The 21012-nt window shown below is 62.8% G+C and carries 17 protein-coding genes; 4 read left to right on the top strand and 13 right to left on the bottom strand.

Annotation, left to right across the window (positions count from 1 at the left end; all coding sequences use genetic code 11):
• Nucleotides 1-11 precede the first annotated feature (11 nt).
• Nucleotides 12-665: an NAD(P)-binding domain-containing protein gene (locus ABFC66_RS15535; RefSeq protein WP_346741882.1), complete on the bottom strand. Its 654-nt coding sequence runs from the start codon at nt 663-665 to the stop codon at nt 12-14.
• A 112-nt stretch (nt 666-777) separates the two neighbouring features.
• Here ABFC66_RS15535 and ABFC66_RS15530 point away from each other — a divergent pair, with 112 nt between their 5' ends.
• Nucleotides 778-1665, top strand: a complete 888-nt coding sequence (locus ABFC66_RS15530; protein ID WP_346741881.1) for a LysR family transcriptional regulator — start codon at nt 778-780, stop codon at nt 1663-1665.
• Between the two features lie 9 nt (nt 1666-1674).
• Here ABFC66_RS15530 and arcC read toward each other — a convergent pair whose 3' ends face one another.
• Genes arcC through ptcA form a run of 4 tightly spaced genes read right to left on the bottom strand, consistent with a single transcriptional unit; the run spans nt 1675 to nt 6157 of the window.
• Nucleotides 1675-2577 (bottom strand): carbamate kinase, encoded by a 903-nt coding sequence (arcC, locus tag ABFC66_RS15525; RefSeq protein ID WP_346741880.1) that lies wholly within the window; start codon nt 2575-2577, stop codon nt 1675-1677.
• A 3-nt stretch (nt 2578-2580) separates the two neighbouring features.
• A complete protein-coding gene (gene aguA / locus ABFC66_RS15520; RefSeq protein WP_346741879.1) occupies nt 2581-3678 on the bottom strand; it encodes an agmatine deiminase in 1098 nt (365 codons plus the stop codon).
• Nucleotides 3679-3695: 17 nt separating this feature from the next.
• Nucleotides 3696-5099 carry an APC family permease gene (locus ABFC66_RS15515; protein ID WP_346741878.1) on the bottom strand — a complete coding sequence of 468 codons (1404 nt, stop codon included), beginning with the start codon at nt 5097-5099 and terminating at the stop codon, nt 3696-3698.
• 29 nt (nt 5100-5128) lie between these two features.
• Entirely contained in the window at nt 5129-6157 is a 1029-nt protein-coding gene (gene ptcA, locus ABFC66_RS15510) for a putrescine carbamoyltransferase (protein ID WP_346741877.1), read from the bottom strand.
• 123 nt (nt 6158-6280) lie between these two features.
• Here ptcA and aguB point away from each other — a divergent pair, with 123 nt between their 5' ends.
• Nucleotides 6281-7168 carry an N-carbamoylputrescine amidase gene (gene aguB / locus ABFC66_RS15505; protein ID WP_346741876.1) on the top strand — a complete coding sequence of 296 codons (888 nt, stop codon included), beginning with the start codon at nt 6281-6283 and terminating at the stop codon, nt 7166-7168.
• A 206-nt stretch (nt 7169-7374) separates the two neighbouring features.
• Entirely contained in the window at nt 7375-9399 is a 2025-nt protein-coding gene (locus tag ABFC66_RS15500) for a YgiQ family radical SAM protein (RefSeq protein ID WP_346742061.1), read from the top strand.
• A 58-nt stretch (nt 9400-9457) separates the two neighbouring features.
• Here ABFC66_RS15500 and ABFC66_RS15495 read toward each other — a convergent pair whose 3' ends face one another.
• Entirely contained in the window at nt 9458-10939 is a 1482-nt protein-coding gene (locus ABFC66_RS15495) for an NAD(P)/FAD-dependent oxidoreductase (RefSeq protein ID WP_346741875.1), read from the bottom strand.
• Between the two features lie 123 nt (nt 10940-11062).
• Nucleotides 11063-11881 (bottom strand): crotonase/enoyl-CoA hydratase family protein, encoded by an 819-nt coding sequence (locus tag ABFC66_RS15490; protein WP_346741874.1) that lies wholly within the window; start codon nt 11879-11881, stop codon nt 11063-11065.
• A gap of 160 nt (nt 11882-12041) precedes the next feature.
• On the opposite strand from ABFC66_RS15490, the gene ABFC66_RS15485 reads away from it, so the two are divergent.
• Complete coding sequence (locus ABFC66_RS15485) at nt 12042-13841, top strand: amidohydrolase family protein (RefSeq protein WP_346741873.1); 1800 nt, start codon at nt 12042-12044, stop codon at nt 13839-13841.
• 34 nt (nt 13842-13875) lie between these two features.
• Here the strand turns inward: ABFC66_RS15485 and ABFC66_RS15480 are convergent, their stop codons facing one another.
• The 6 genes from ABFC66_RS15480 to ABFC66_RS15455 form a co-directional block, all read right to left on the bottom strand.
• Nucleotides 13876-15006 carry an acyl-CoA dehydrogenase family protein gene (locus tag ABFC66_RS15480; protein WP_346741872.1) on the bottom strand — a complete coding sequence of 377 codons (1131 nt, stop codon included), beginning with the start codon at nt 15004-15006 and terminating at the stop codon, nt 13876-13878.
• Between the two features lie 13 nt (nt 15007-15019).
• Nucleotides 15020-16225, bottom strand: coding sequence for an acyl-CoA dehydrogenase family protein (locus ABFC66_RS15475; RefSeq protein WP_346741871.1), 1206 nt, complete (start codon nt 16223-16225; stop codon nt 15020-15022).
• A gap of 31 nt (nt 16226-16256) precedes the next feature.
• Nucleotides 16257-17393: an acyl-CoA dehydrogenase family protein gene (locus ABFC66_RS15470; protein WP_346742060.1), complete on the bottom strand. Its 1137-nt coding sequence runs from the start codon at nt 17391-17393 to the stop codon at nt 16257-16259.
• A 68-nt stretch (nt 17394-17461) separates the two neighbouring features.
• Nucleotides 17462-18073 (bottom strand): glutathione S-transferase family protein, encoded by a 612-nt coding sequence (locus ABFC66_RS15465; RefSeq protein WP_346741870.1) that lies wholly within the window; start codon nt 18071-18073, stop codon nt 17462-17464.
• A gap of 166 nt (nt 18074-18239) precedes the next feature.
• Nucleotides 18240-19604, bottom strand: coding sequence for a glutamine synthetase family protein (locus ABFC66_RS15460; protein ID WP_346741869.1), 1365 nt, complete (start codon nt 19602-19604; stop codon nt 18240-18242).
• Nucleotides 19605-19606: 2 nt separating this feature from the next.
• Nucleotides 19607-20977 (bottom strand): aspartate aminotransferase family protein, encoded by a 1371-nt coding sequence (locus tag ABFC66_RS15455; RefSeq protein WP_346741868.1) that lies wholly within the window; start codon nt 20975-20977, stop codon nt 19607-19609.
• Nucleotides 20978-21012: the final 35 nt, after the last annotated feature.

Below are 21012 nucleotides of genomic sequence, written 5' to 3'. Positions count from 1 at the left end.
GGGGCGCGATCTCATTGCCGCCAGCTTCCTTCGGGCACGTTCGGTCCCTCATCGGCCAGCGCAGCCTTGAGCTGATCGACATCGAGGCGGACGCAATAGGCAGGCCGCGCGCGCTCGAAGCGCCAGCCCTCGGACAAGGCGCCTGCATCCACTGCGTCGAAGCCGAAGCGATCATAGATTTCGGCGACGACGCGCTTGGCCTCCAGATCATCGCCCGCAAGCGGCAATGCGCGCCTGTCCGGAGACCCGGCGGGGCGTCCGTCCGTATCGAGATGCTTTTCAAGAATGGCGTTGAACGCCTTCACGACCCTCGCGCCCTTGAGATGCTGCGCCATCAGCTCGCTGGTCGTCGTCTCGCGATTTTCGAGCTCGGGCATCACGCCGTCACGGTCAGGATAGTAATTGTTGGCGTCGAGGATGATCTTGCCGACGAAGGGCGCAACGGGGAGCGACCTGAAACGCCCGAACGGGATGGCGATAGCCACCACATCGCCAAAGGCTGCGGCCTCCTCCAGTGTGCCGATCTTGCAGCCTATCGCGCTCTTGGCGCTGCCAAGCGTCTCCGGCCCGCGCGAATTGCTGATCATCACATCACAACCGCTCTGCACGCCGAGGCGCGCCAGCGCACGGCCGATATAGCCTGCACCTATGATTCCGATCCTCATTTTTCGATTCCCGTATGGCTATGCCCGGTGGGCGAGACCGGCAAATTATTTAAAAACCACAGGTTGATAAATCGGCTATAAATTTCAGGTATCGAAACTGTGGGTTTCCAATATGGATCGTCTTCAGAGCATGGCCGTCTTCATCAAGGCTGCCGATACAGGATCTTTCGCCGCCGCAGGCGCGGCGCTCGGCATGTCGTCGCAAATGGTGGGCAAGCATGTCAGCGCCATAGAGGAACGGCTGGGTGTCAGGCTTCTCAACAGAACCACCCGCCGCCAGAGCCTGACCGAAGCGGGGCGTCTCTACTACGACCATTGCAAGATCGCGCTGGCGGAGTTCGAAGCGGCCGAGGCGGTCGCGCGCGAGCTGACCGCCTCGCCGCGCGGGAGATTGCGCGTCAGCGCGCCGGTGACGTTTGGAACGTTCAGCCTTGCGCCTCTGGTCGCGCAATATCTGCGCCTTTACCCAGAGGTGGAGATCGATCTGACGGTGACGGACCGCCTGGTCGATCTCGTGGACGAAGGCTATGAGGTCGCGATCAGGCTTGGCGAGCTTTCCGATTCATCGCTCGTCGCGCGGGCGCTCGCTCCCTATCGTCTCTTCGCCTGCGCCGCACCCTCCTACCTCGCAGCGCATGGCGCGCCGGAAACGCCCGACGACCTGACAAAGCACGACTGTCTGCCCTTCGCCTATTCCTCGCGCCCCGCCATGAGGGAATGGACTTTCGCCAAGGGCAGCGACGTTCAATCGGTGCAGGTTCGCAGCCGCTTCCAGATCAACGACTCGAGAGCACTGCGCGCGGCCGCTCTCGCAGGAGCCGGCATTCTTCTCGGCGCGGAAGTCATGGTGAAGGACGATCTCGCCTCCGGACGTCTCGTCCGCGTATTGCCGGATTTCGAGGCGCCGCCGCGCCCGATGCATGTTGTGTTCCTGCGCGAGCGGCGGATGACGCCCAAGGTCAGAAGTTTCGTCGATCTGATTATCGCAGAATTCGGCTAGGGCACCGCGTCAGGGATCGATCCGCGTTCCGGCCTTGCCTTCAACGACGGCGCGCGCCTCCGCGAGACTGCCGATGAAGGCGGGACGGCCGGTGGCGCGGGCGAAGCGGCAGGCGGCGTCGATCTTCGGCCCCATGGACCCTTTCGCGAAGGCAGCGGGGTCTATATTCGCTGCGGACAACTCGCGCAGCAGCCGTTGCTCCGGCTTTCCCCAGTTCTCATAGACGCCGTCGACATCGGTGAGAATGACGAGGCGGCCCGCGTCGAGATCATGGGCGAGAAGCGCCGCGCCGAGATCCTTGTCGATCACCGCCTCGACGCCTTCGAGCGATTTGTCGTCATTCTCGATGACGGGAATGCCGCCCCCGCCCGTGCAGATGACGAGAGCGCCCGCTTCCACCAGCGCGCGGATCGCATCCGCCTCGACGATGCGTTGCGGCTGGGGCGAGGCGACGACGCGGCGAAAGGCATCGCCATCTTTCGCCATGGTCCAGCCGCGCGGTTTCGCGAGCCCGCCCGCGCTGATCTCCGAATAGACAGGGCCGATGGGTTTCGTCGGATGCTGAAAGGCCGGATCATTCGCGTCCACGACCGTCTGCGTCAACAGGGCGGCGACGCTGCGCGCCGGCAGGGCGCGACGCATTTCCTGCGCGATCAGATAACCGATCATGCCCTGCGATTCCGCGCCCAGCGCATCGAGCGGATAAGGCGGAACGGCCTTGTAGGCATCGGCTTCGAGCGCGAGAAGGCCGACCTGCGGCCCGTTGCCGTGCACCAGTACGAGCGTGTTCGATCTGGCGACCTCGGCAAGCGACGCCGCGGCGTCGCGCATGTTGATGCGCTGGTTCTCCCAGCTCAGCGTTTCACCGCGCTTGAGAAGCGCATTGCCGCCGATCGCAACCACTATACGCATGTCTTATCGGCCCGATGGCTGCTGCTGGGTGATGCAATGGATGTTGCCACCGCCGAGAAGGATCTCCCGCGCCGCCACGCCCTTCACCTTTCGGTCCGGGAACGCCTTGGCAAGAATCCCGGCGGCATTGGCGTCATATTTCGGATCGAGCAACGGATAGATGATCGCGCCGTTGGCGATGTAGAAATTGACGTAGGACGCGGCGAGCCGGAGCCCCGCCTCGCGTGGCTGCGAGCCCTCGACATGATCGACGCCCTGCGCTTCTTCGGCTGTCTCGAACAGCGGCCCGGGCTGGTGAAGCTTCACGACTTCAAGCGACCGGCCCTTCGCATCCTTCGCCTTCGAAAGACGGTCGAACGCATCCTTGCTGATTTCATATTGGGGGTCGCTCGTGTCGTCGGTCCATGTCAGCAGGACGACGCCCGGCCTCGCAAAACAGGCGATATTGTCGACATGCCCCGACGTCTCGTCATTGTAAACGCCGCGATCGATCCAGATCGTGTGGCGGATGCCGAGATACTGGCCGAGGAGATGCTCGATCTCCTCCTTCTTCAGCGAAGGATTGCGGTTCGGGTTGAGCAGGCATTCCTCCGTCGTGAGCAGCGTACCCTCGCCATCGACATGTATCGAACCGCCTTCGAGAACGAGCGGCGCCTTGTAGCGACCGACGCGCTCCATCTCGATCACCTTTTGCGCGACAAGCTCGTCCTGATCCCAGGGGAAGTAGAGGCCGCCCTCAAGCCCGCCCCAGGCATTGAAAGTCCAGTCGACGCCGCGAACGGCTCCCTTGCCGTCGATCACGAAAGTCGGACCGCAATCGCGGATCCAGCTGTCATTGTTCGACACTTCGACGAGACGAATATGCGGGGGCAGAACGCGCCGCGCATTCTGGAACTGCGCCGGCGACACGCAGACCGTCATCGCCTCGGTCTCGGCGATGGCCGACGCGACGGCGGCAAAAGCCGCCTGCGCCGGCTTGCCGCCGAGCCGCCAGTTATCGGGCCGCTCCGGCCAGATCATCCATGTGCCCGCGTGTGGCGCCCATTCCGCCGGCATGAAGAAGCCATCCGCCGCCGGCGTCGAAGTGAATGTCGTACTCATGCTCGCACCCTCTGCAATCAGGCCGACTTGCGCCCCTGAATGGCGAGAATCACCTCGCCCAGAATGATCGTCAGCACCACGCCGCCGACGATCGGTCCTGCCGTCGTCCAGTCGATGCCTTCGCCCGGCACCCAGACGAAGAAGATAATCGCCTGAGCGACGAAGAAGAAACAGAGCGACGCAAGAGTGACGATCACGGCCCGGTTACCCGGCACACGATAGGGCCGCGGCACATCCACATCGACCCTGCGCAACTTCAGGAAGGCCACGAAGACGAGTAGATAGGGCAGCAGAAAGACGATGGAGCTGAAGGCGAAGAGAGACCAGAAGAGATCTTCGGCCGTTCCCGCCAGAAGGCCATAGAGAACGATGACGACAGTCGAGACGAGTCCCGTCAGCAGGAAGGCGCCGACCGGCGTGTTGTAGGTCGGATGGAGGCTCGCGAAGATGGCCGGAAGCTCGCCGTCGGCGGCGGCGGCCTGAGCCGTGCGGTTTGCGCCCAGCGTCCATGTCACCATGTTGGCGAAGAACGTATAGAGCGCGCCGAGACCGACGATCATCGTCACGGCCTTGGCGAGATCGGATTCGCCGAGAAGTTTCCCGACCGTATCGAGAACGCCTTCGATGAGGCCGATCTGGTCGACAGGCAGCGCGGCGAGAATGCCGAATGTCGCGAGAAGGTAGAACGCGACGATGGCAAGACCGGCCACGACGATCGCGAAAGGCACATCGCGGGCGGGGTTCTTCATTTCCTCGCCCGCGCCGGACATCAGCTCGAAGCCGAGGAAGTTGTAGACGACGACCGGCAGGAAGGCGAGGCCGATGTCCCAGCTCGGCATAAGCGTGGAAAAGTTGATCTCGTTCGCAACGCCGCGCGTGAAGGCAACCCAGATGCCGGCGACGCCCATGAGCAGCATGATGGCGGCTTTCACCACCGCGCCGACATTCGGCACCCATTTGCTGTTGGCGAGGCTTGCGATGCCGACGCCGACCGTGATCCATGTCATCACGATGCCGATGACGATCTTCGTCCAGAGGCCCATTTCAGGCGCGAAGAGCTGCGCCGTCATGCCTGCAAACAGGATGTAGACGGAGGGCATCCAGAGCGCGACGTTGACCCAGTAATACCAGCCCGCGCGGCCGGCCCATCTGTCGCCATAGGCGCGGCGGATCCATTGCTGGATGCCGCCTTCGCCGGGATAGGCGGCGCCGAGTTCCGCAACGATGAGGCCATAAGGCACGAAGAAGAAGAAGAAGGTGATGACCCACCATGTGAGCGACGAAACGCCCACCTTGGCCGAGGCCGCCAGCGTATCGATGACGAGGATCGCGCAGACCGTGAAGAGCGTCATGTCGAGCGCATTCAGAACGCGCTTGAAACTGCCGCGTCCTGCCGTCGCCGGGGTGTTGAGAACCGTCATCTCGATATCTCCTTGTGCCTGTGGCCTTTTCAATTTGCGTCAAATGGGGGAAGAAGTTTTGCTCCGAGAAATGCCTGGATACGGCCCGCATGCCAGTCGCGAAGCGCCTGCTGCGGACGGCGGATATGCGGGTAGACGAATTCGATGAGGATCGCCTTTTCGGTGTGAAGACGGTTCTCCGACTGGTCGTAGATGATGGAACGCGGATGATCGAGAACCTCGTCCGTCGCTTCGACGCCGCGGCTCGCGGGCAGGCAATGCATCATCTTCGCGTGCGCCGGGGCCTTGCTGAAAAGGGCGAGATTGACCTGGAACTTGGGCATGAAGGCGGCCTTGCGGTCGGGAATCTCCGACTCCTGGCCGACCCACCACCAGAGATCCGTGTAGATGAAATCGGCATCCGTGACGGCTGCGACGGGATCGTCGGTAATGGTGAGGGTGCCGCCCGACACAGCGCAATTCGCCCGCGCCACCGCCTGAAGCTCGACGGAAGCCTGATACTGCTTCGGCGCGGCCTGTGTGAAATGCATGCCGAGCTGCGTACAGATCAGCATCAGCGACGAGCAGACATTGGTCGTGTCACCGACGAAGGTCACCTTCAGGTCTTCGAGCTGCTTGTCGGGCAGCTTGTGCTCCAGCATGGTAAAGACATCGCACACCACCTGCGTCGGATGGTTGTAATCCGTCAGACCGTTGATGACAGGAACGGTCGCGTGTTTCGCAAGCTCCAGTACCATCGAATGCTTGAGCATTCGCGCCTCGATGGCGTTGGTCATGCGGCTGATCACCTTGGCGGTGTCCTTGGTCGACTCGCGCACACCGAGATGGATTTCACCGGGCCGGAGATAGAGCGCATGGCCGCCAAGCCGCGTCATCGCCACTTCGAAGGAAATGCGCGTGCGCGTCGACGGCTCCTCGAAGATCATGCCGAGCGAGGCCCCCTCGAGAAGACGCGGCAGCGCGCCCTGCTTGTCCGCCGCCTTGGTCAAACGGACGAGTTCGATGAGGTCGAGCAGTTCCGCCTTGGTGAAGTCCTGCGTGTCGATGAAGTGGCGCATTATGGAATCCTGTTACAGAACGGCGACAAGCGCGCCGGTTGCGAAGAGAGGGAGCGGCGATCTAGAGTCGTCGGACATCGCTTCGAACGAAGCGGACCAACGCTTTTTCCAACGGGTTAAGACATGACGAGCCTGACCGTCGCCGCCACGCAGATGGCATGCGGAAACGACCGCGACGAGAACATCGCGAATGCGGAACGCCTGGTGCTGGCGGCGGTCGAGAAAGGCGCACAGCTGATCCTGCTGCAGGAGCTTTTCGAGACGCCCTATTTCTGCAAGGACACGCATCCGGACCTTCTGCATCTCGCGCTGCCGGTCGGCGAGAATCCCGCCGTTCAGCACATGCGCGTGCTTGCGGCGCGGCACGGCGTCGTCCTGCCCGTCTCGATCTACGAGCGCGCCAACAATGCGCTTTACAACACGCTGGTCATGATCGACGCGGATGGCGGGATTCTCGGCATCTATCGCAAGTCGCATATTCCGGACGGCCCGGGCTACAAGGAGAAATATTACTTCTCGCCCGGCGACACGGGCTTTCACGTCTGGCCGACGCGTTTCGGCCGCGTCGGCGCCGCCGTCTGCTGGGACCAGTGGTTTCCGGAAACCGCGCGCATCCTGGCGCTGAAGGGGGCCGACGTCATCTGCTACCCGACCGCCATCGGCTCCGAGCCCCATGACCCCATGATCCATTCGCGCGACCACTGGCAGCGCACCATGCAGGGCCATGCGGCCGCGAACATGGTGCCCGTGATCGCCTCGAACCGGACGGGGCGTGAAGAGGGGCGCACCTGCGACATCACCTTCTACGGCTCGTCCTTCATCACGGACAATACCGGCAAGAAGGTTGCCGAGGCTGGCGAGACGGGGGAAGCGGTGCTGACTGCCAGTTTCGACATAGAAGCGAACCGCCGTGCGCGGCTCGAATGGGGCGTCTTCCGCGACCGCCGCGTCGATCTCTACCGCGAGCTGCTGACCATGGACGGTGTGCTTCGCCATGCCGCACATCAGTGACGTCCAGCTTCTGTGAAGCTGTCGCATCGTCATTGACGGCATAATCCGGCTCAAGGGCGACATAGCCTGTCCGCGATTGCTTTCGGTTCATCATCCTTTCAACGAGCCGCGCCGGTGACATTGATCGACGTCAACGGCAGCAGACGAAGCGAAACGGCTCAAGCGGGGCATTGACCCGCGAGGCGTTCAACATCATGTTCCGCGGCATGGACGCCGCCAAAAACATCTTTTCCTACCGCAAACATTGGGCCCACCGCTTCGGCGTGGCGCCTTTCCTGCCTATGTCGCGCGAGGAAATGGACCAGCTGGGCTGGGATCAATGCGATGTGATCCTCGTCACCGGCGATGCCTATGTCGATCACCCCAGTTTCGGTATGGCTATTATCGGGCGGCTGCTCGAGTCTCAGGGCTTCCGCGTCGGGATCATTTCGCAGCCGGACTGGCAGAGCGCCGAGCCCTTCAAGGCGCTGGGGAAGCCTGCGCTCTATTTCGGCGTGACCGGCGGCAACATGGATTCCATGGTCAACCGCTACACCTCCGACCGGCGGCTCCGTCATAACGACAGCTACACGCCGGGCGGCGAAGGCGGCAAGCGGCCGGACCGTTCCACCATCGTCTATGCGCAGCGCTGCCGCGAAGCCTACAAGGATGTGCCGATCATGCTCGGCGGCATCGAAAGCTCGCTTCGCCGCATCGCGCATTACGACTACTGGTCGGACAAGGTGCGCCGTTCGATCCTCATCGATGCGAAGGCCGACATCCTGCTTTACGGCAATGCCGAACGCGCGATCGTGGAAGTGACACACCGGATCGCCAAGGGCGCAAAGCCTTCCGAGATCGACGATGTGCGCGGCGTCGCCGTGACGAAGCCCGCCGTGCCGGAAGGGTGGACGGAAGCTCATGCCGACGATATCGATGCTGCCGATGAAGGCGCCCGCGCCAACGCAGCCAATACCTTAGTGCGTCTCCCCTCCTACGAGCAGGTCTCGGCCGATCCCGAAACCTATGCCCGCGCCTCGCGCGTTCTCCACCGCGAGAGCAATCCCGGCAATGCACGGCCGCTGGTGCAGCGACATGGCAATCAGGAGGTCTGGCTGACGCCGCCGCCCATTCCGCTGACGACCGAGGAAATGGACGGGGTCTACGATCTGCCCTATGCGCGCGCGCCGCATCCAGCTTACGAGGGCCAGAAGATCCCCGCCTGGGACATGATCAAAACCTCTGTCACGATCATGCGCGGTTGCTTCGGCGGCTGCTCCTTCTGCTCGATCACAGAGCATGAAGGCCGCATCATCCAGAGCCGTTCGGAGGGCTCGATCCTGAAAGAGATCGAGACCGTGCGTGACAAGGTGGAAGGTTTCACCGGCATCATCTCGGACATCGGCGGACCGACCGCCAACATGTATCGCATGGCCTGCAAGGACAAGCGCACGGAGTCGCTCTGCCGCAAGCCGTCCTGCGTCTATCCGGGCATTTGCCCCAATCTCAATACCAGCCACGAGTCGCTGATCCAGCTCTATCGCAAGGCGCGCGAGCTGCCGGGCATCAAGAAGATCATGGTCGCCTCGGGCGTGCGCTACGACCTCGCGGTCGAAAGCCCGACCTACATCAAGGAACTCGTCACGCATCATGTCGGCGGTTACCTGAAGATCGCGCCGGAGCACACGGAGAAGGGCCCGCTCTCCAAGATGATGAAGCCGGGTATCGGCGCTTACGACCGCTTCAAGAAGATGTTCGACGAGGCGGCGAAGAAAGCGGGCAAGGAATATTTCCTCATCCCCTACTTCATCGCCGCGCATCCCGGCACGACGGACGAGGACATGATGAACCTCGCCCTCTGGCTGAAGCGCAACAAATACCGCGCCGATCAGGTACAGACCTTCCTGCCCTCGCCCATGGCGCTTTCAACCGCCATGTATTACTCCGGCAAGAACCCGCTGAAGGCCGTCCGCCGCGGCGCGTCGGAAGAGGTCGAGACGATCAAGGGACTGAAGCAGCGCCGGTTGCACAAGGCATTCCTTCGCTATCACGACGCTGAAAACTGGCCGCTCCTGCGCGACGCGCTGAAGCGCATGGGCCGCGCCGACCTCATCGGCCCCGGCAAGCATCAGCTCATCCCCGCATGGCAGCCCGCCGGCACCGGCCTCAGTGGCGGCGAGGGAAAGCGCCTCGGCAAGAAGCACAAGGAACAAAAGTTCACGACCAAGGGCGTGTTCCCGAAATCGAGATAGCGCCGCGCTCCGGGAGAACGGTCGGCGAGCGCCGCAAGGACGCTCGCCTTGTTCAGTTCTACTGTGCGGCCACCGTCGCGCGCTGCGCGAGCGTGTAATCCTCGAGCGCGACATTGGCCGTCGCCTTGGCGTAGTCGCGTGTATGCGAGCCCCAGTTCTGGGTGATGCGGCCGTCCGCCGTCTTGTACCAGGAGTGGCAGCCCGGATCGGCCCAGGTGGTCTTGGCAAGATTCGCCTGAAGCTCGCGGTTGAAGCGATCCTGTGCGGTTTGCGTCACATCCATGGAAGCGGCCCCGCGCGCTTCCAGCGCCTGCAGCGCCTTCACCGTGTATTCGACCTGACGCTCGATCATGAAGGTGATCGTGTTATGGCCGAGATTGGTGTTGGGCCCATAGAGCATGAACATGTTCGGGAAGCCCGCGGTCGTGATGCCGAGATAGGCTTCCGGCGCCTCATGCCAGACATCGTTGAGGCGCTTGCCGCCGCGGCCGATCACATCCATCGACCAATGCCAGCCCGTCGTCTCGAAGCCCGTCGCATAGACGATGACGTCGAGATCATGCATCGCGCCGTCGGTGGTCTTCACACCTTCGGGCGTGATGCCCTCGATACGTTCGGTGACGAGCGAGACATTGGGGCGCATCAGGGCCGGGTAGAAATCATCGGTGATGAGGATGCGCTTGCAGCCGATCGGATAATCCGGCGTCAGCTTCTTGCGGAGTTCGGGATCCGGCACCTGCTCTTCGAGCTGGTTGAGCGCAATGCGCGTATAGGCATCGCGGCCCTCCTTCGTCCAGCTGAAGGCCTGCCAGAAAAGATGATCGGCATTGGCGTAAATGACATCGCGGCCCATCTGCGCGATTTCGGGCGCGGTCATCATCAGCGCCTTTTCTTCCTCGGTAATCGGCCGGTCGAGACGCGGGATCACCCAGTTCGGCGTGCGCTGGAAGACGGTGAGATGGCTCGCGATCTTCGCCACTTCGGGGATGAGCTGAACGGCGCTCGCCGCCGACCCGATGACGCCGACACGCTTGCCCTTGAGGTCGACCGAATGGTCCCAGCGCGCCGAATGGAAGGCCGGACCCTTGAAGCTGTCGCGTCCCTTGATTTCCGGAATGGTCGGCCGATTGAGCTGACCGAGCGCGGGCACGATGGCGTCCGCCTCGATCGTCTCGCCCGATTTCGTCGTGAGGCGCCAGACGGATTTCGCCTCGTCCCATACGGCGGAGGTCGTCTCGGCGCCGAGTTTCAGGTTGGGGCGAAGGTTGAAGCTGTCGGCGAGAAATTCGGAATAGGCCTGCACCTCACCCGCGCGCGGGAAAAGATGGCTCCAGCCGAGGCTCGGCGCGAAGGAGAACTGGTACATCGCCACCGGCGTGTCGCAGGCGCAACCGGGATAGGAATTATCCCGCCACGTGCCGCCGACCTTCGTGGCCTTTTCGAGAATCGTGACGTTGTCGAAGCCGGCTTCCTTGAGCTTGATGGCCGCGCAAAGCCCGCCAAGGCCCGCCCCGATAACCGCTACCGATGTCTTTCCCATGTTCTCCTCCCAGAGACATTGCGAAGATTATTGATCTTTATTTTGTCCGCTTCGCCAGCGTTTCCTTGAAGCCTAGGGCATCCCGTCCTCCCGTTCCACCGACGGGATGCCCTAGGATCTGCTTCAGTCGATGTAGTTTGCAGCCCGCTTTTCAAGGTTCGACATGACGGACTCGATCTGGTTCTTGCTGCCGATGAGCTTGTCCTGCTCGACCGACTCCATCAACAGGCCGGCCGCCGGATCAACCACCACGGCAGCATTGAGCAGGCGCTTGGAGGCGCGGATGGCGTCGGGGCTCTTGCTCGCGATTTCGCGCGCGGTCGCCAGCGCGTCTTCGCGCGGCGTCGCCGTCACGCGGGTCGCAAAGCCGATGCGGCCCGCTTCTTCACCGGTAAAGACGCGGCCCGTATAGGTCAGCTCACGGACGATATCCTCGCGCACCAGATGACGCATGATCTGCGTCCCGGCCATATCGGGGACGAGGCCCCACTTGATCTCCATGATCGAGAGTTTCGTGTCCGGCGCGACATAGCGCATGTCAGCGCCGAGCATGACCTGGAAGCCACCGCCATAGGCGACGCCATGAACAGCGGCGATGACGGGCACCGGCAATTGCCGCCAGACCCAGACCGCTTGTTGTGCGCGATTGACGATGCCATGGGTGCGCTTTTCGAGACGGCCAAGCATGCCCGCCTCTTCCTTCTTTGCGCCATCCTTCGGCGCGGCCATCTTGCCGAAATTGCCCATGTCGAGACCGGCGCAGAAGGCGCGGCCCTCGCCCGAGAGCACGACGGCGCGGACGCCCTTTTCGGTGGCGAGCCGCTCGCCGGTCGCGATCAGCGCTTCGAACATCGCATCGTCGAGCGCGTTCATCTTGTCAACGCGCACGAGGCGTACATCCGCCACGCCGTTCTCAATCGAAAGAGAAATCCGCTCGCTCATATCGTTCCTCCGCAAGGCACCAGTTTCTTTGCGCGAAGCCTAGCGCATTCCCGCGGCCTCATCGAAGCAGATTCAGAACGCCGCGGTTTGACAGGCGGCGCCCTTGCGTCAACTCTGTGCTGAAACGCCGAAGCGGCTGGAGAAACAGGAAGGACAAGGCATGATCGAGACAGGGCACGCGCCATCCTGCGGGTGCGAAGGCAAGCCGCATGTACACGATGGCGAGAGCTTCGGCTGTCCCTGCTGCGCGCCGATCCTTCAGGATATGGGGCTTCTGTCTTTTCCGGCTTTCGACCGGGCCGCAAGGAATGACGACTGGGCGCGGCTGGGCCCGGCTCCCGAAGCCCATGCCGGCACGACCATCATGGCCAATGCCAATGTCGTGACCGCGGACGGGAATTTCAGCATTGCCGAGGCGCTCGCGTTCCGTAACGGAAAGATCGTCGCGGTGGGGACGCTCGACGAGGTGAAAGCGAGCGCGGGCGACGAGGCCGAGATCGTAGATTGCGCCGGGCGAACGATCCTTCCGGGCTTCATAGAACCGCATATGCACTTTTTCCCCATCGCCATTCTGGGGCGCTTCGCCGATGTGGGAGCGATGCAATGCGAAGATGCCGAGGATGTCATCGCGCGGATCGGCGAGTTGGCAGGGCAGGCAAAGCCCGGCGAGTGGATCGTTGCCCGGCAGTTCGACCCTTCGCTGCAGCCCGGCGCGGACCGCATCAACGCGCGGGCGCTCGACCGTCTGGCGCCCGACAATCCGGTCTTCATCTTCAATGCCTCGCTTCATATCGGCTATTGCAATTCGGCGGCGCTGAAGATCGCCGGCATCACCGCCGCGACGCCCAATCCCGCCGGCGCCGCATATGGGCGCGAGCCGGACGGCACACCGAATGGCGTGCTGCAGGGACAGGCGACGATGTTCGCCGTGCTCGGTCACAACCTTGCCGCCATGGCCGTGACCGATGTGCCCGCCGCCTGCAAGCGCGTGTGCGAAAAGGCGAACCGCGTCGGCATCACCACCTTCTGCGATCAGGCGAGCGGCGGCTTCCAGGGACCGGGCGAGATCGAAGCCTTCCGAAAGTTCGCGGTCTCCGGACATATGACGGCGCGTCTTCGCTATTCATTGATCCAGGCCGGCGCAAGCCGCTGGGACGAGTTGGGCTTTGCCTTCGGCGACGGCGACCAGATGGCGCGTGCGGCCGGATGGAAGATTGTCTCCGACGGTTCCAATCAGGGCCGAACGGGACTTCAACGCGAGCCCTATCTTGGACGCGATGATTTCGGCATCGCCTATGTCGAGAAGGAGGCGCTGAAGGAGATCGTGATCAAGCGCGCGCTTCAGGGCTGGCCGGTTGTCGTTCACGCAAATGGCGACAGGGCCATCGACCATGCGCTCGATGCCTTCGAGGCGGCCTATGCGGCTGGCGCGCCGCGCGAGCGCCGCTTCCGCATCGAACATTGCTCGATCCTTCACGACGAGCAGATCGAGCGCATCGCAAAGCTCGGCATCAGCCCGAGCTTCCTGATCGGTCACGTCCACTATTGGGGCAAGGCCTTTCGCGACGAGATATTCGGACCGGCAAAGACGAACCTCCTCGGCCGCGCCGCGTCATGCGGGAAGAAGGGCATTCGCTGGACCATGCATTCGGACGAGCCGGTGAGCGAGATGGACCCGCTGCGCCTCATCGACAATGCGGTCAACCGCAGCCTCTGGAAAGAACCGGGCGGCGTGCTCAATCCGGCCGAGCGCGTGAGCGTCGAGGACGCCATCGTCGCGCTGACGCGGGATGCCGCGTGGCAATGCCATTCCGATCATGAGATCGGCACGCTGGAGCCGGGCAAGTTCGCGGATTTCGTTGTTCTGGACAAGGACCCGCGCGCGGTGCCGCCGGAGACGATCCGCAGCATTCGCGTGCTTGAAACATGGGTCAGCGGAAAACGCGTCTATTCCGCCTGAAACGAATGGGGGCACCGAAGCGCCCCCAACTTTTTCAGAATATCAGATCGGCCAGCTTGCGGCGGTGATAGGCCGCGTCGCCATGCTGCACCTCACACCAGACACCGCGACGGCGGAAAAGCTGTGCGTCGCAGTCATAGGTGAAACCGAAGCCGCCATGGAACTGGATGGCGCGATCTGACGCAAAGGCGATGGCGTCGCTCGACAGAGCCTTCGCCATGCGCACGGCAATCTCGCCTTGCTCGCCCTGACCGAAAACGCCTGCCGCATAATAGAGATGCGAACGGGCCGCTTCGAGTGCGAGAAGCGCGTCGACCGTCGGATGCTTCAGCGCCTGATAGGAGCCGATATAGCGGTCGAACTGCTTGCGCGTCTTCAGATACTCGACGATGACGTCGATGACGCCGCTCGTGCCGCCGCAGGCTTCCGCCGCAAGCAGCAGGCAGGCCGCCGCGTCGACATGGCTCAGCGCCGCCGTCGTTGACGCCTGATCGAGCAGATTGGCCTTGGGCACCGAAACGCCGTCGAGTTTCAGGCGATAGGAGCGGCGCGTCTCGTCGATGACCGTTTCACGCGTGAGCGTCGCCTTGCCGAGCGCCGCCTTGTCGAGAAGAACGAGCGCGGGCTTGCCGCCAAGCGACACCGAAACAATGGCGAGATCGGCGGAGGCCGCATCGGTCACGAAAGTCTTGGTGCCCGAAAGCGCAAGCGTGTCGCCTGCCTCCGTTGCCTTCGCTTCGAGATGCGCGAGGTTCCAATCGCCATGCGGTTCGACAATTGCGAGAGCGCCGATAGCGCCTTCGCAAATCTTCGGCAGCCATTCCTGCTTCTGCGCGGAGGTGCCTGCCTTCAGCAACGCCTGTGCGACAAGCGTCGTGGAGACGAAAGGCGTGCCCGCGAGATTGCGGCCGAGCGGCTCGGCGATGGTCACGACTTCGGCGAGGCCGAGGCCGCTACCACCGAATTCTTCCGGCACGGCAATGCCGAGCCAGCCGAGCGAAGCCATTTCGCTCCAGACCGCGCGGTCGAAATCTTCAGCCGCCGCGATGCGCGCCCGCGTCTTGTCCATGGGGAACTTGTCACGGGCGAAGCTCGTCGCGATGTCGAGAAGCTGCTCCTGCTCCTCGCTGAAGGTGATCGTCAGTTTCTTGTTTGTGTCCAGCATGATCTATCGCTCCTCAGCTCTTCGGCAGGCCGAGAACGCGCTCGCCAATAATGTTGTGCTGAATTTCGCTCGTTCCGCCGCCGATGGTGGCGGAGAAGGAGTTGAAGTACGACCGCTGCCACTGGCCGCGCTCATAGGCAAGATCGTCGCCGACGTAATAGGCTGCGTTCGCGCCTTGCAGCGAGAGCGCGAACTGGTTCATGCGGCGCTGATATTCGCTGCCCACGAGCTTCGACGACATGGGGATCGAGAAAGGACGATCTGCATTGAGCGCCTTGATCCTGGAACGTGCCGAATTGAGCATCATGGACCGTTCTTCCATGATGAACTGCACGAGGCGGTCACGGATCGTCGGATCTTCGATCGCGGGCCTGCCGCCGCGCTGCGCGGTCTGCGCGAGCGCGACAACTTCCGCCACTTCCCGGCTCATCATCGCATGGCCGCCAGCCTGGCCACCGACCGCCCCGCGCTCGAAAGCAAGCGTCGCCATGGCGACCTGCCAGCCTTCGCCTTCCTTGCCAATGAGGCAGGATTCGGAAATCCGCGCATCGGTGAAGAAGGTCTGGTTGAAGCCATATTCGCCGGTGAGCTTGCGGATCGGCACAACTTCAATGCCGGGAATGCGCATCGGGATGAGGAAGAAGCTCAATCCCTCGTATTTGTTATTCGTGTTCTGCTTCGTGCGGGCGAGCAGGATCATATATTTCGCGTGCCTGCCAAGGCTCGTCCAGATCTTGCTGCCGTTGAGCACGAACTCGTTGCCGTCGCGCGTCGCCTTGAGCTGCGCATTGCCGAGATCGGAGCCGTGATCCGGCTCCGAGAAGCCCTGGCACCAGATGTCCTCAGCGCTGAGAATGCCCGGAATATAGGACTTCTTCTGCTCTTCCGATCCCATGTTGAGGATCAGCGGACCGGCCCAGTTGAGGCCGATCGTGTTCGTCATGAAGGGCACCTTCTGGCGGATCATCTCGCGCGTCACGATGTCCTGAAGGGCCTGCGGCTTGCCGTGGCCGCCATATTCCTTCGGCCAGGCCATGCCGAGATAGCCGGCCTCATAGACCTTCCGCTGCCAGTCGCGCAGGAAATAGAACTGCTCGTCCGTGCCCACTTCCATGAAGGACAGCGGCAGCAGGAAGCCCGGATCGGCGGGCTTGTTTTCCTCGAACCAGGCCCGGACTTCCTTGCGGAATTCGTCGAGCTCCTGTGTGGTCAGGCTCATTCTTTCACCCTCTTCCAACAATCTTCGTGAATCAAATACCCAGCTGACGCGCGGCGAGATCGCGCATGATCTCCTCCGAGCCGCCGCCGATCGCGTTCACGCGCACTTCGCGGTAGATGCGTTCCACACGGCAGCCGCGCATATAACCCGCGCCGCCCATGATCTGCATCGCCTCACGAGCGCAGAACTCCATCGTCAATGTCGCCTGCACCTTGAGAAGCGAGAGATCGGCCACCGGCGTCTCTCCCGCCTTCACGCGCACGACGCATTGTTCGAGATAGGCCTGCGTCGCCGCGATCTGCCGCGCCATCTCGGCAAATTTGTGCCGGATGACCTGATGATCGGCGAGACGCTTGCCGAAAGTCTCGCGTTCGCGCGCCCAGGCCAGCGCGTCCTCGAAGCAGACGCGCGCATAGGCCACAGCGCTTGCCGCGAGGCCGATGCGCTCATTGTTGAAGTTGAGCATGATGCCGATGAAGCCATTATTTTCTTCACCGATGAGGTTTTCCTTCGGCACGCGCACATCGTCGAAATAAAGCGCTGCGGTGTCGGACGACCACCAGCCCTGCTTCTTCAGGGGCGTGCGCGTGAAGCCCTTCATGTCGCGCTCGAGCAGGAGAAGCGAAATGCCCCGCGCGCCCGGCCCGCCGGTGCGAACCGCAACCGTGTAGTAATCCGCGCGCATGCCGCCGGTGATGAATATCTTCGAGCCATTGACGACGTAATCGTCGCCGTCGCGCACGGCGCGGGTCTTGAGATTGGCGACGTCGGAACCGCCCGATGGTTCGGTGATGCCAAGCGCGTGAATCTTTTCGCCAGCCAGTACCTGCGGCGCGATGCGCGCCTTCATAGCCGCCGAACCGATGGCGAGAACCGGCGGCAGGCCGATGCCATGCACCATCAGGCTTGCATTGACGCCGCCCGCGCCGAGACGCGCGAGTTCTTCGGCGGTGACGATCGAATACATCGGATCGTCGACCGGCGTGCCGCCATATTCCTCAGGGTAGCCGAGACCGAGAAGGCCGACTTCCGCTGCCTTCTTGTAGAGTTCTCGCGGAAACTCGCCCGCCTCTTCCCAGTCGTCGACATGGGGCATCATCTCCGCCTCGACGAACTTGCGCAGCGTCGCGCGCCAGGCGCGGTGATCGTCCGTATAGAGCGGGCCCATGTAACGATTGTCGAAATCGACGGGGCTCTGGCCATTCGAGAATTTGGAAGACATGCGATCGTCCCTTCTCAGAGGCTGATGGCGCGCTGGAAGGCGGGCCGCTCGCTCAACCGCTTGTAATAGGCTTCGGTGTTCGGCTTGAAGCCGCCGCGGAAACCCAGCGTGTCGGCGAGATAGAGCGCATAGCCAACGGCGATATCGGCGATGGTAAACTTGCCGGCGCAGAGATACTCGCTCTCGCCCGTCGCCTTCTCCACGCTCTTGAGGCGCGAGAAGAACCACTGCGTGTAATCGTCGACAGCCTGCTTGAGGCGACGCTCCTCCGGCTCCAGCACCGTGTAACGCAGAACGATGGTCTGCGGAAAGGTCAGCGTCGCGTCGCTGCGGTGGAGCCAGTTGAGGTAAAGGCCATAATCCTTGTCCTTCGGGGTCAGGCCGATATCGGAAGGACCGTGGCAATCGACGAGGTACTGGCAGATGCCCGCCGACTCCGTCATCGTCAGGTCGCCATCAACCATGGTCGGCACTGTGCCAAGCGGATTGATATCGAGATAGCCTTCCCGATAGAAGCGCGGCGGGAACTTCATGGACTCGAGTTCATAGGGAATGCCCATTTCCTCGAGCGTCCAAAGCGGCCGCACCGAGCGCGCGCCTTTGCAGTGATAAAGCTTGATCGTCATGGTCCTGTCGCCTCGAACGTCCCTGTCCTCGCCACGTCTTTCGCGCGGCTCACAAGGTTGTCGAAGAGGAAGCCGCGCCCGTCAAGGCGAGATGCGAATTTCGTCAACGATCGCCCGGGTGACGTAGCGTCAAGCGGACGTGGAAGGCGGCTGAAGCGAACTGCCGTCAAGCGTTGCGCAAATACCAGGCGAAGTCGAGATCGGTCACCGAGGCGAAGAAGCGGTCGCACTCCGCCTCCTTGATGGTGAGGAAGATATTGGTGAAGGGCTCGCCGAGCCGCTCGCGCAGGAATTCCGACTTGCGTGCGATCTCGAGCGCCCGCCACCAGTTCATCGGCAGGGACGCCTCCTTCTGGCCGTAGCCGTCGCCCACGACGGGCTCGCTCGGCTCGATCCTCTTTTCCAGACCTTCCGCAATGCCTGCAAGCACGGTCGCCAGCGCCACATAGGGATTGGCGTCCGCCCCGCAGACGCGATGTTCCAGATGGCGCGACCGCGCCGGTCCCGATGTCACACGCAGCGGCACCGAACGATTGTCGATGGCCCAGGCAGGCGCGAGCGGCGCGTATGAATTCTTGCGGAAGCGGCGGAATGAATTCGCATTCGGCGCGAAGATCGCCATGCTCTCGGCCATGGTCGCCTCGAGACCGCCGATGGCGTGACGCAGATGCGGCGTCAGTACATTCCCCTCGCCCGCGAAGAGATTGTCGCTCATCTCATCCGCAAGCGAGACGTGCACATGCATGCCGCTGCCGGAAAGCTCGGCATAAGGCTTCGCCATGAACGTCGCGACATAGCCATGGCGATCCGCGACGCCCTTCACGAGGCGCTTGTAGAGGATGGCATCGTCGGCGGCGCGCATTGCATCCGCCTGGTGCGCCAAAACGATTTCGAGCTGGCCCGGCGCATATTCGGAGATCAGCGTTCGCGCGGGCAGGCCCATCTTCTTCGCGCCTGCAAAGACGTCATTGAGGAAGGGTGAGAAATCTTCGAGGTCCTGCATCAGATAGGCCTGGAGATGCGACGGCGCGAATCCGTTCGGCGCGGCGGCGGGTTTCGGCTTGCCGGAATGCACGGCCTCCCGGTCGATCAGATAGAATTCGAGTTCGATGGCGACGACGGGTTTCAGCCCCTTCGCCTCGAAGCCCTCGACCACGCGCGCCAGCGCATGGCGCGGATCGGCGGGCGTCGCCGAGCCATCGCGCTCATAGGACTCGAGAATGAGTTGCGCGGTCGGCACATCATGCCACGGCGCTTGGGTGATCGTGCCGGCAACGGGGAAGCAGGGCCGGTCGGAATCGCCCTCCTCCCAGACAAGCCCTGTTTCGAGCACGTCCGCCCCCAGAATATCGAGCGACTGAATGGAGCAGGGAAGCGGGCGGCCGTCACGATAGGCGGGGGCGAGTTCTTCCGGCCGCAGCACCTTTCCGCGCGCGACACCCGATGGATCGGTCAGGAAGGCCTGAATCTGAACGATTTCCGGATGAGCGGTGAGAAACTCGACCGCTTCCTCTTCATCTGCACGCGCCATGGTCAAATCTCTGCCTCGCCGCAGAGCACGGCGAGCGCTTCGCCGAAACGGGCAACGAGCCCGTCGACATCCGCTTCCGTCGTGCTCGGCGCAACGAGGGTCATGTTATGGAACGGCGTTACCAGCACGTTCCGGTTCAGGAGGAAAAGATGGATCGCGCGTTCGACGGTGTGGTCGATCGCGGCGGCAGCCTCAGCGCCATTTTCGAGCAGACGCGGGGAAAAGACGAGTTCCGCGCGGGCACCGATCTGCGTGACGGTCCACTCGAGCCCCGCCTTCGCGACCTCGGCGCGAAGGCCTTCCGCCAGCCGCTTCGCAAGCCGTGTCATATGTTCGTAGGCCGCAGGCGTCATCACCTCTTCGAGGCAGGCGCGCATGGCGGCAAGCGCCAGCATGTTGCCGGATAGCGTGGTGCCGATGCCGGAATAGCCGGGCGTTTTCGTATCGAGAACGCGGCGCATTTCGGCTTCGACATTTGCAGTGAAGCCGAAGACGGCGGTGGGAAGCCCCCCCGCGACAGGCTTGCCGAGCACGAAGAAGTCGGGATGAAGATCATGCGCGCGAGTGTAGCCGCCGGGGCCGGTCGAGATCGTATGCGTCTCGTCGAGGCAGACCAGCGTGCCGTGTTTGCGCGCCGCCGCGAGCAGCCCCTCGATGAAGCCGGGCTTCGGCAGCACCATGGCGGTGTTGGTGAGCGCCGGTTCAGTCAGAACTAGCGCAATGTCGCCGTCGGCAAGCAGCTTTTCGACGGCATCGAGATCGTTGAAGGGCGCGGCAACACTCGTTTGCGCGATGTCATGCACCTGACCGAGCAGGCTTGGCTTCATTTTCGTCCTGCCGCCTTCGAGCTTCACGAAGGCATCTTCCACCTGACCGTGATAGCAGCCGTCGAAGACGAGAACCTTCTGCCGGCCCGTGATCGCGCGCGCCCAGCGCACCACCGCGCGGTTCGCATCGCTCGCCGTTGCCGTCACCTGCCAGAAGGGCAGACCGAAATGAGCGGCGAGAAGCGAGCCGACCTTTGCCGTGAGATCGGAGGGGAGCATGGCGGTGAGCCCATGCTGCGCCTGTTCGGCAATGGCCCTGGCAACCGGCGCGGGTGAATGGCCGAACATGGCGCCAGTGTCGCCGAGGCAGAAATCGGCATAGGCGTGGCCGTCCGCATCCGTGACAGTCGAGCCTTTGGCCTCGCGCACAAAGAGGGGAAAGGGCGTTTCCCAGTCGAGCATCCAATGCAGGGGGACGCCGCCGGGGAAATGCCGGCCCGCTTCTTCCGCCATGCGGCGCGAAACGGGATTCCGCTCCGCAAACCGCGCGCGTTCAGCGGCGATGAGCGCTTCCGCTCGTTGCCTGATTTCAGGCGATATGGACATCTGGAAAGAAACCCCGGCGACCGACTAAAGAGCCA

Source organism: Parvibaculum sp. (genome assembly GCF_039680535.1).
Classification (GTDB): Bacteria; Pseudomonadota; Alphaproteobacteria; order Parvibaculales; family Parvibaculaceae; genus Parvibaculum.
This window is presented reverse-complemented; position numbering and strand designations above follow the sequence as displayed.

Bases quoted from the DNA above. Each gene is read 5' to 3' on its own strand.
- ABFC66_RS15515 (WP_346741878.1), bottom strand. From the start codon at position 5,099: ATGACGGTTCTCAACACCCCGGCGACGGCAGGACGCGGCAGTTTCAAG.
- ABFC66_RS15475 (WP_346741871.1), bottom strand. From the start codon at position 16,225: ATGAGCCTGACCACACAGGAGCTCGACGAATTCCGCAAGGAAGTCCGG.
- ABFC66_RS15455 (WP_346741868.1), bottom strand. From the start codon at position 20,977: ATGTCCATATCGCCTGAAATCAGGCAACGAGCGGAAGCGCTCATCGCC.
- ABFC66_RS15460 (WP_346741869.1), bottom strand. From the start codon at position 19,604: ATGGCGCGTGCAGATGAAGAGGAAGCGGTCGAGTTTCTCACCGCTCAT.
- ABFC66_RS15530 (WP_346741881.1), top strand. From the start codon at position 778: ATGGATCGTCTTCAGAGCATGGCCGTCTTCATCAAGGCTGCCGATACA.
- ABFC66_RS15535 (WP_346741882.1), bottom strand. From the start codon at position 665: ATGAGGATCGGAATCATAGGTGCAGGCTATATCGGCCGTGCGCTGGCG.
- ABFC66_RS15500 (WP_346742061.1), top strand. From the start codon at position 7,375: ATGGACGCCGCCAAAAACATCTTTTCCTACCGCAAACATTGGGCCCAC.
- ABFC66_RS15495 (WP_346741875.1), bottom strand. From the start codon at position 10,939: ATGGGAAAGACATCGGTAGCGGTTATCGGGGCGGGCCTTGGCGGGCTT.
- ABFC66_RS15485 (WP_346741873.1), top strand. From the start codon at position 12,042: ATGATCGAGACAGGGCACGCGCCATCCTGCGGGTGCGAAGGCAAGCCG.
- ABFC66_RS15470 (WP_346742060.1), bottom strand. From the start codon at position 17,393: ATGGGCCCGCTCTATACGGACGATCACCGCGCCTGGCGCGCGACGCTG.
- ABFC66_RS15490 (WP_346741874.1), bottom strand. From the start codon at position 11,881: ATGAGCGAGCGGATTTCTCTTTCGATTGAGAACGGCGTGGCGGATGTA.
- ABFC66_RS15465 (WP_346741870.1), bottom strand. From the start codon at position 18,073: ATGACGATCAAGCTTTATCACTGCAAAGGCGCGCGCTCGGTGCGGCCG.
- aguA (WP_346741879.1), bottom strand. From the start codon at position 3,678: ATGAGTACGACATTCACTTCGACGCCGGCGGCGGATGGCTTCTTCATG.
- aguB (WP_346741876.1), top strand. From the start codon at position 6,281: ATGACGAGCCTGACCGTCGCCGCCACGCAGATGGCATGCGGAAACGAC.
- ptcA (WP_346741877.1), bottom strand. From the start codon at position 6,157: ATGCGCCACTTCATCGACACGCAGGACTTCACCAAGGCGGAACTGCTC.
- arcC (WP_346741880.1), bottom strand. From the start codon at position 2,577: ATGCGTATAGTGGTTGCGATCGGCGGCAATGCGCTTCTCAAGCGCGGT.
- ABFC66_RS15480 (WP_346741872.1), bottom strand. From the start codon at position 15,006: ATGCTGGACACAAACAAGAAACTGACGATCACCTTCAGCGAGGAGCAG.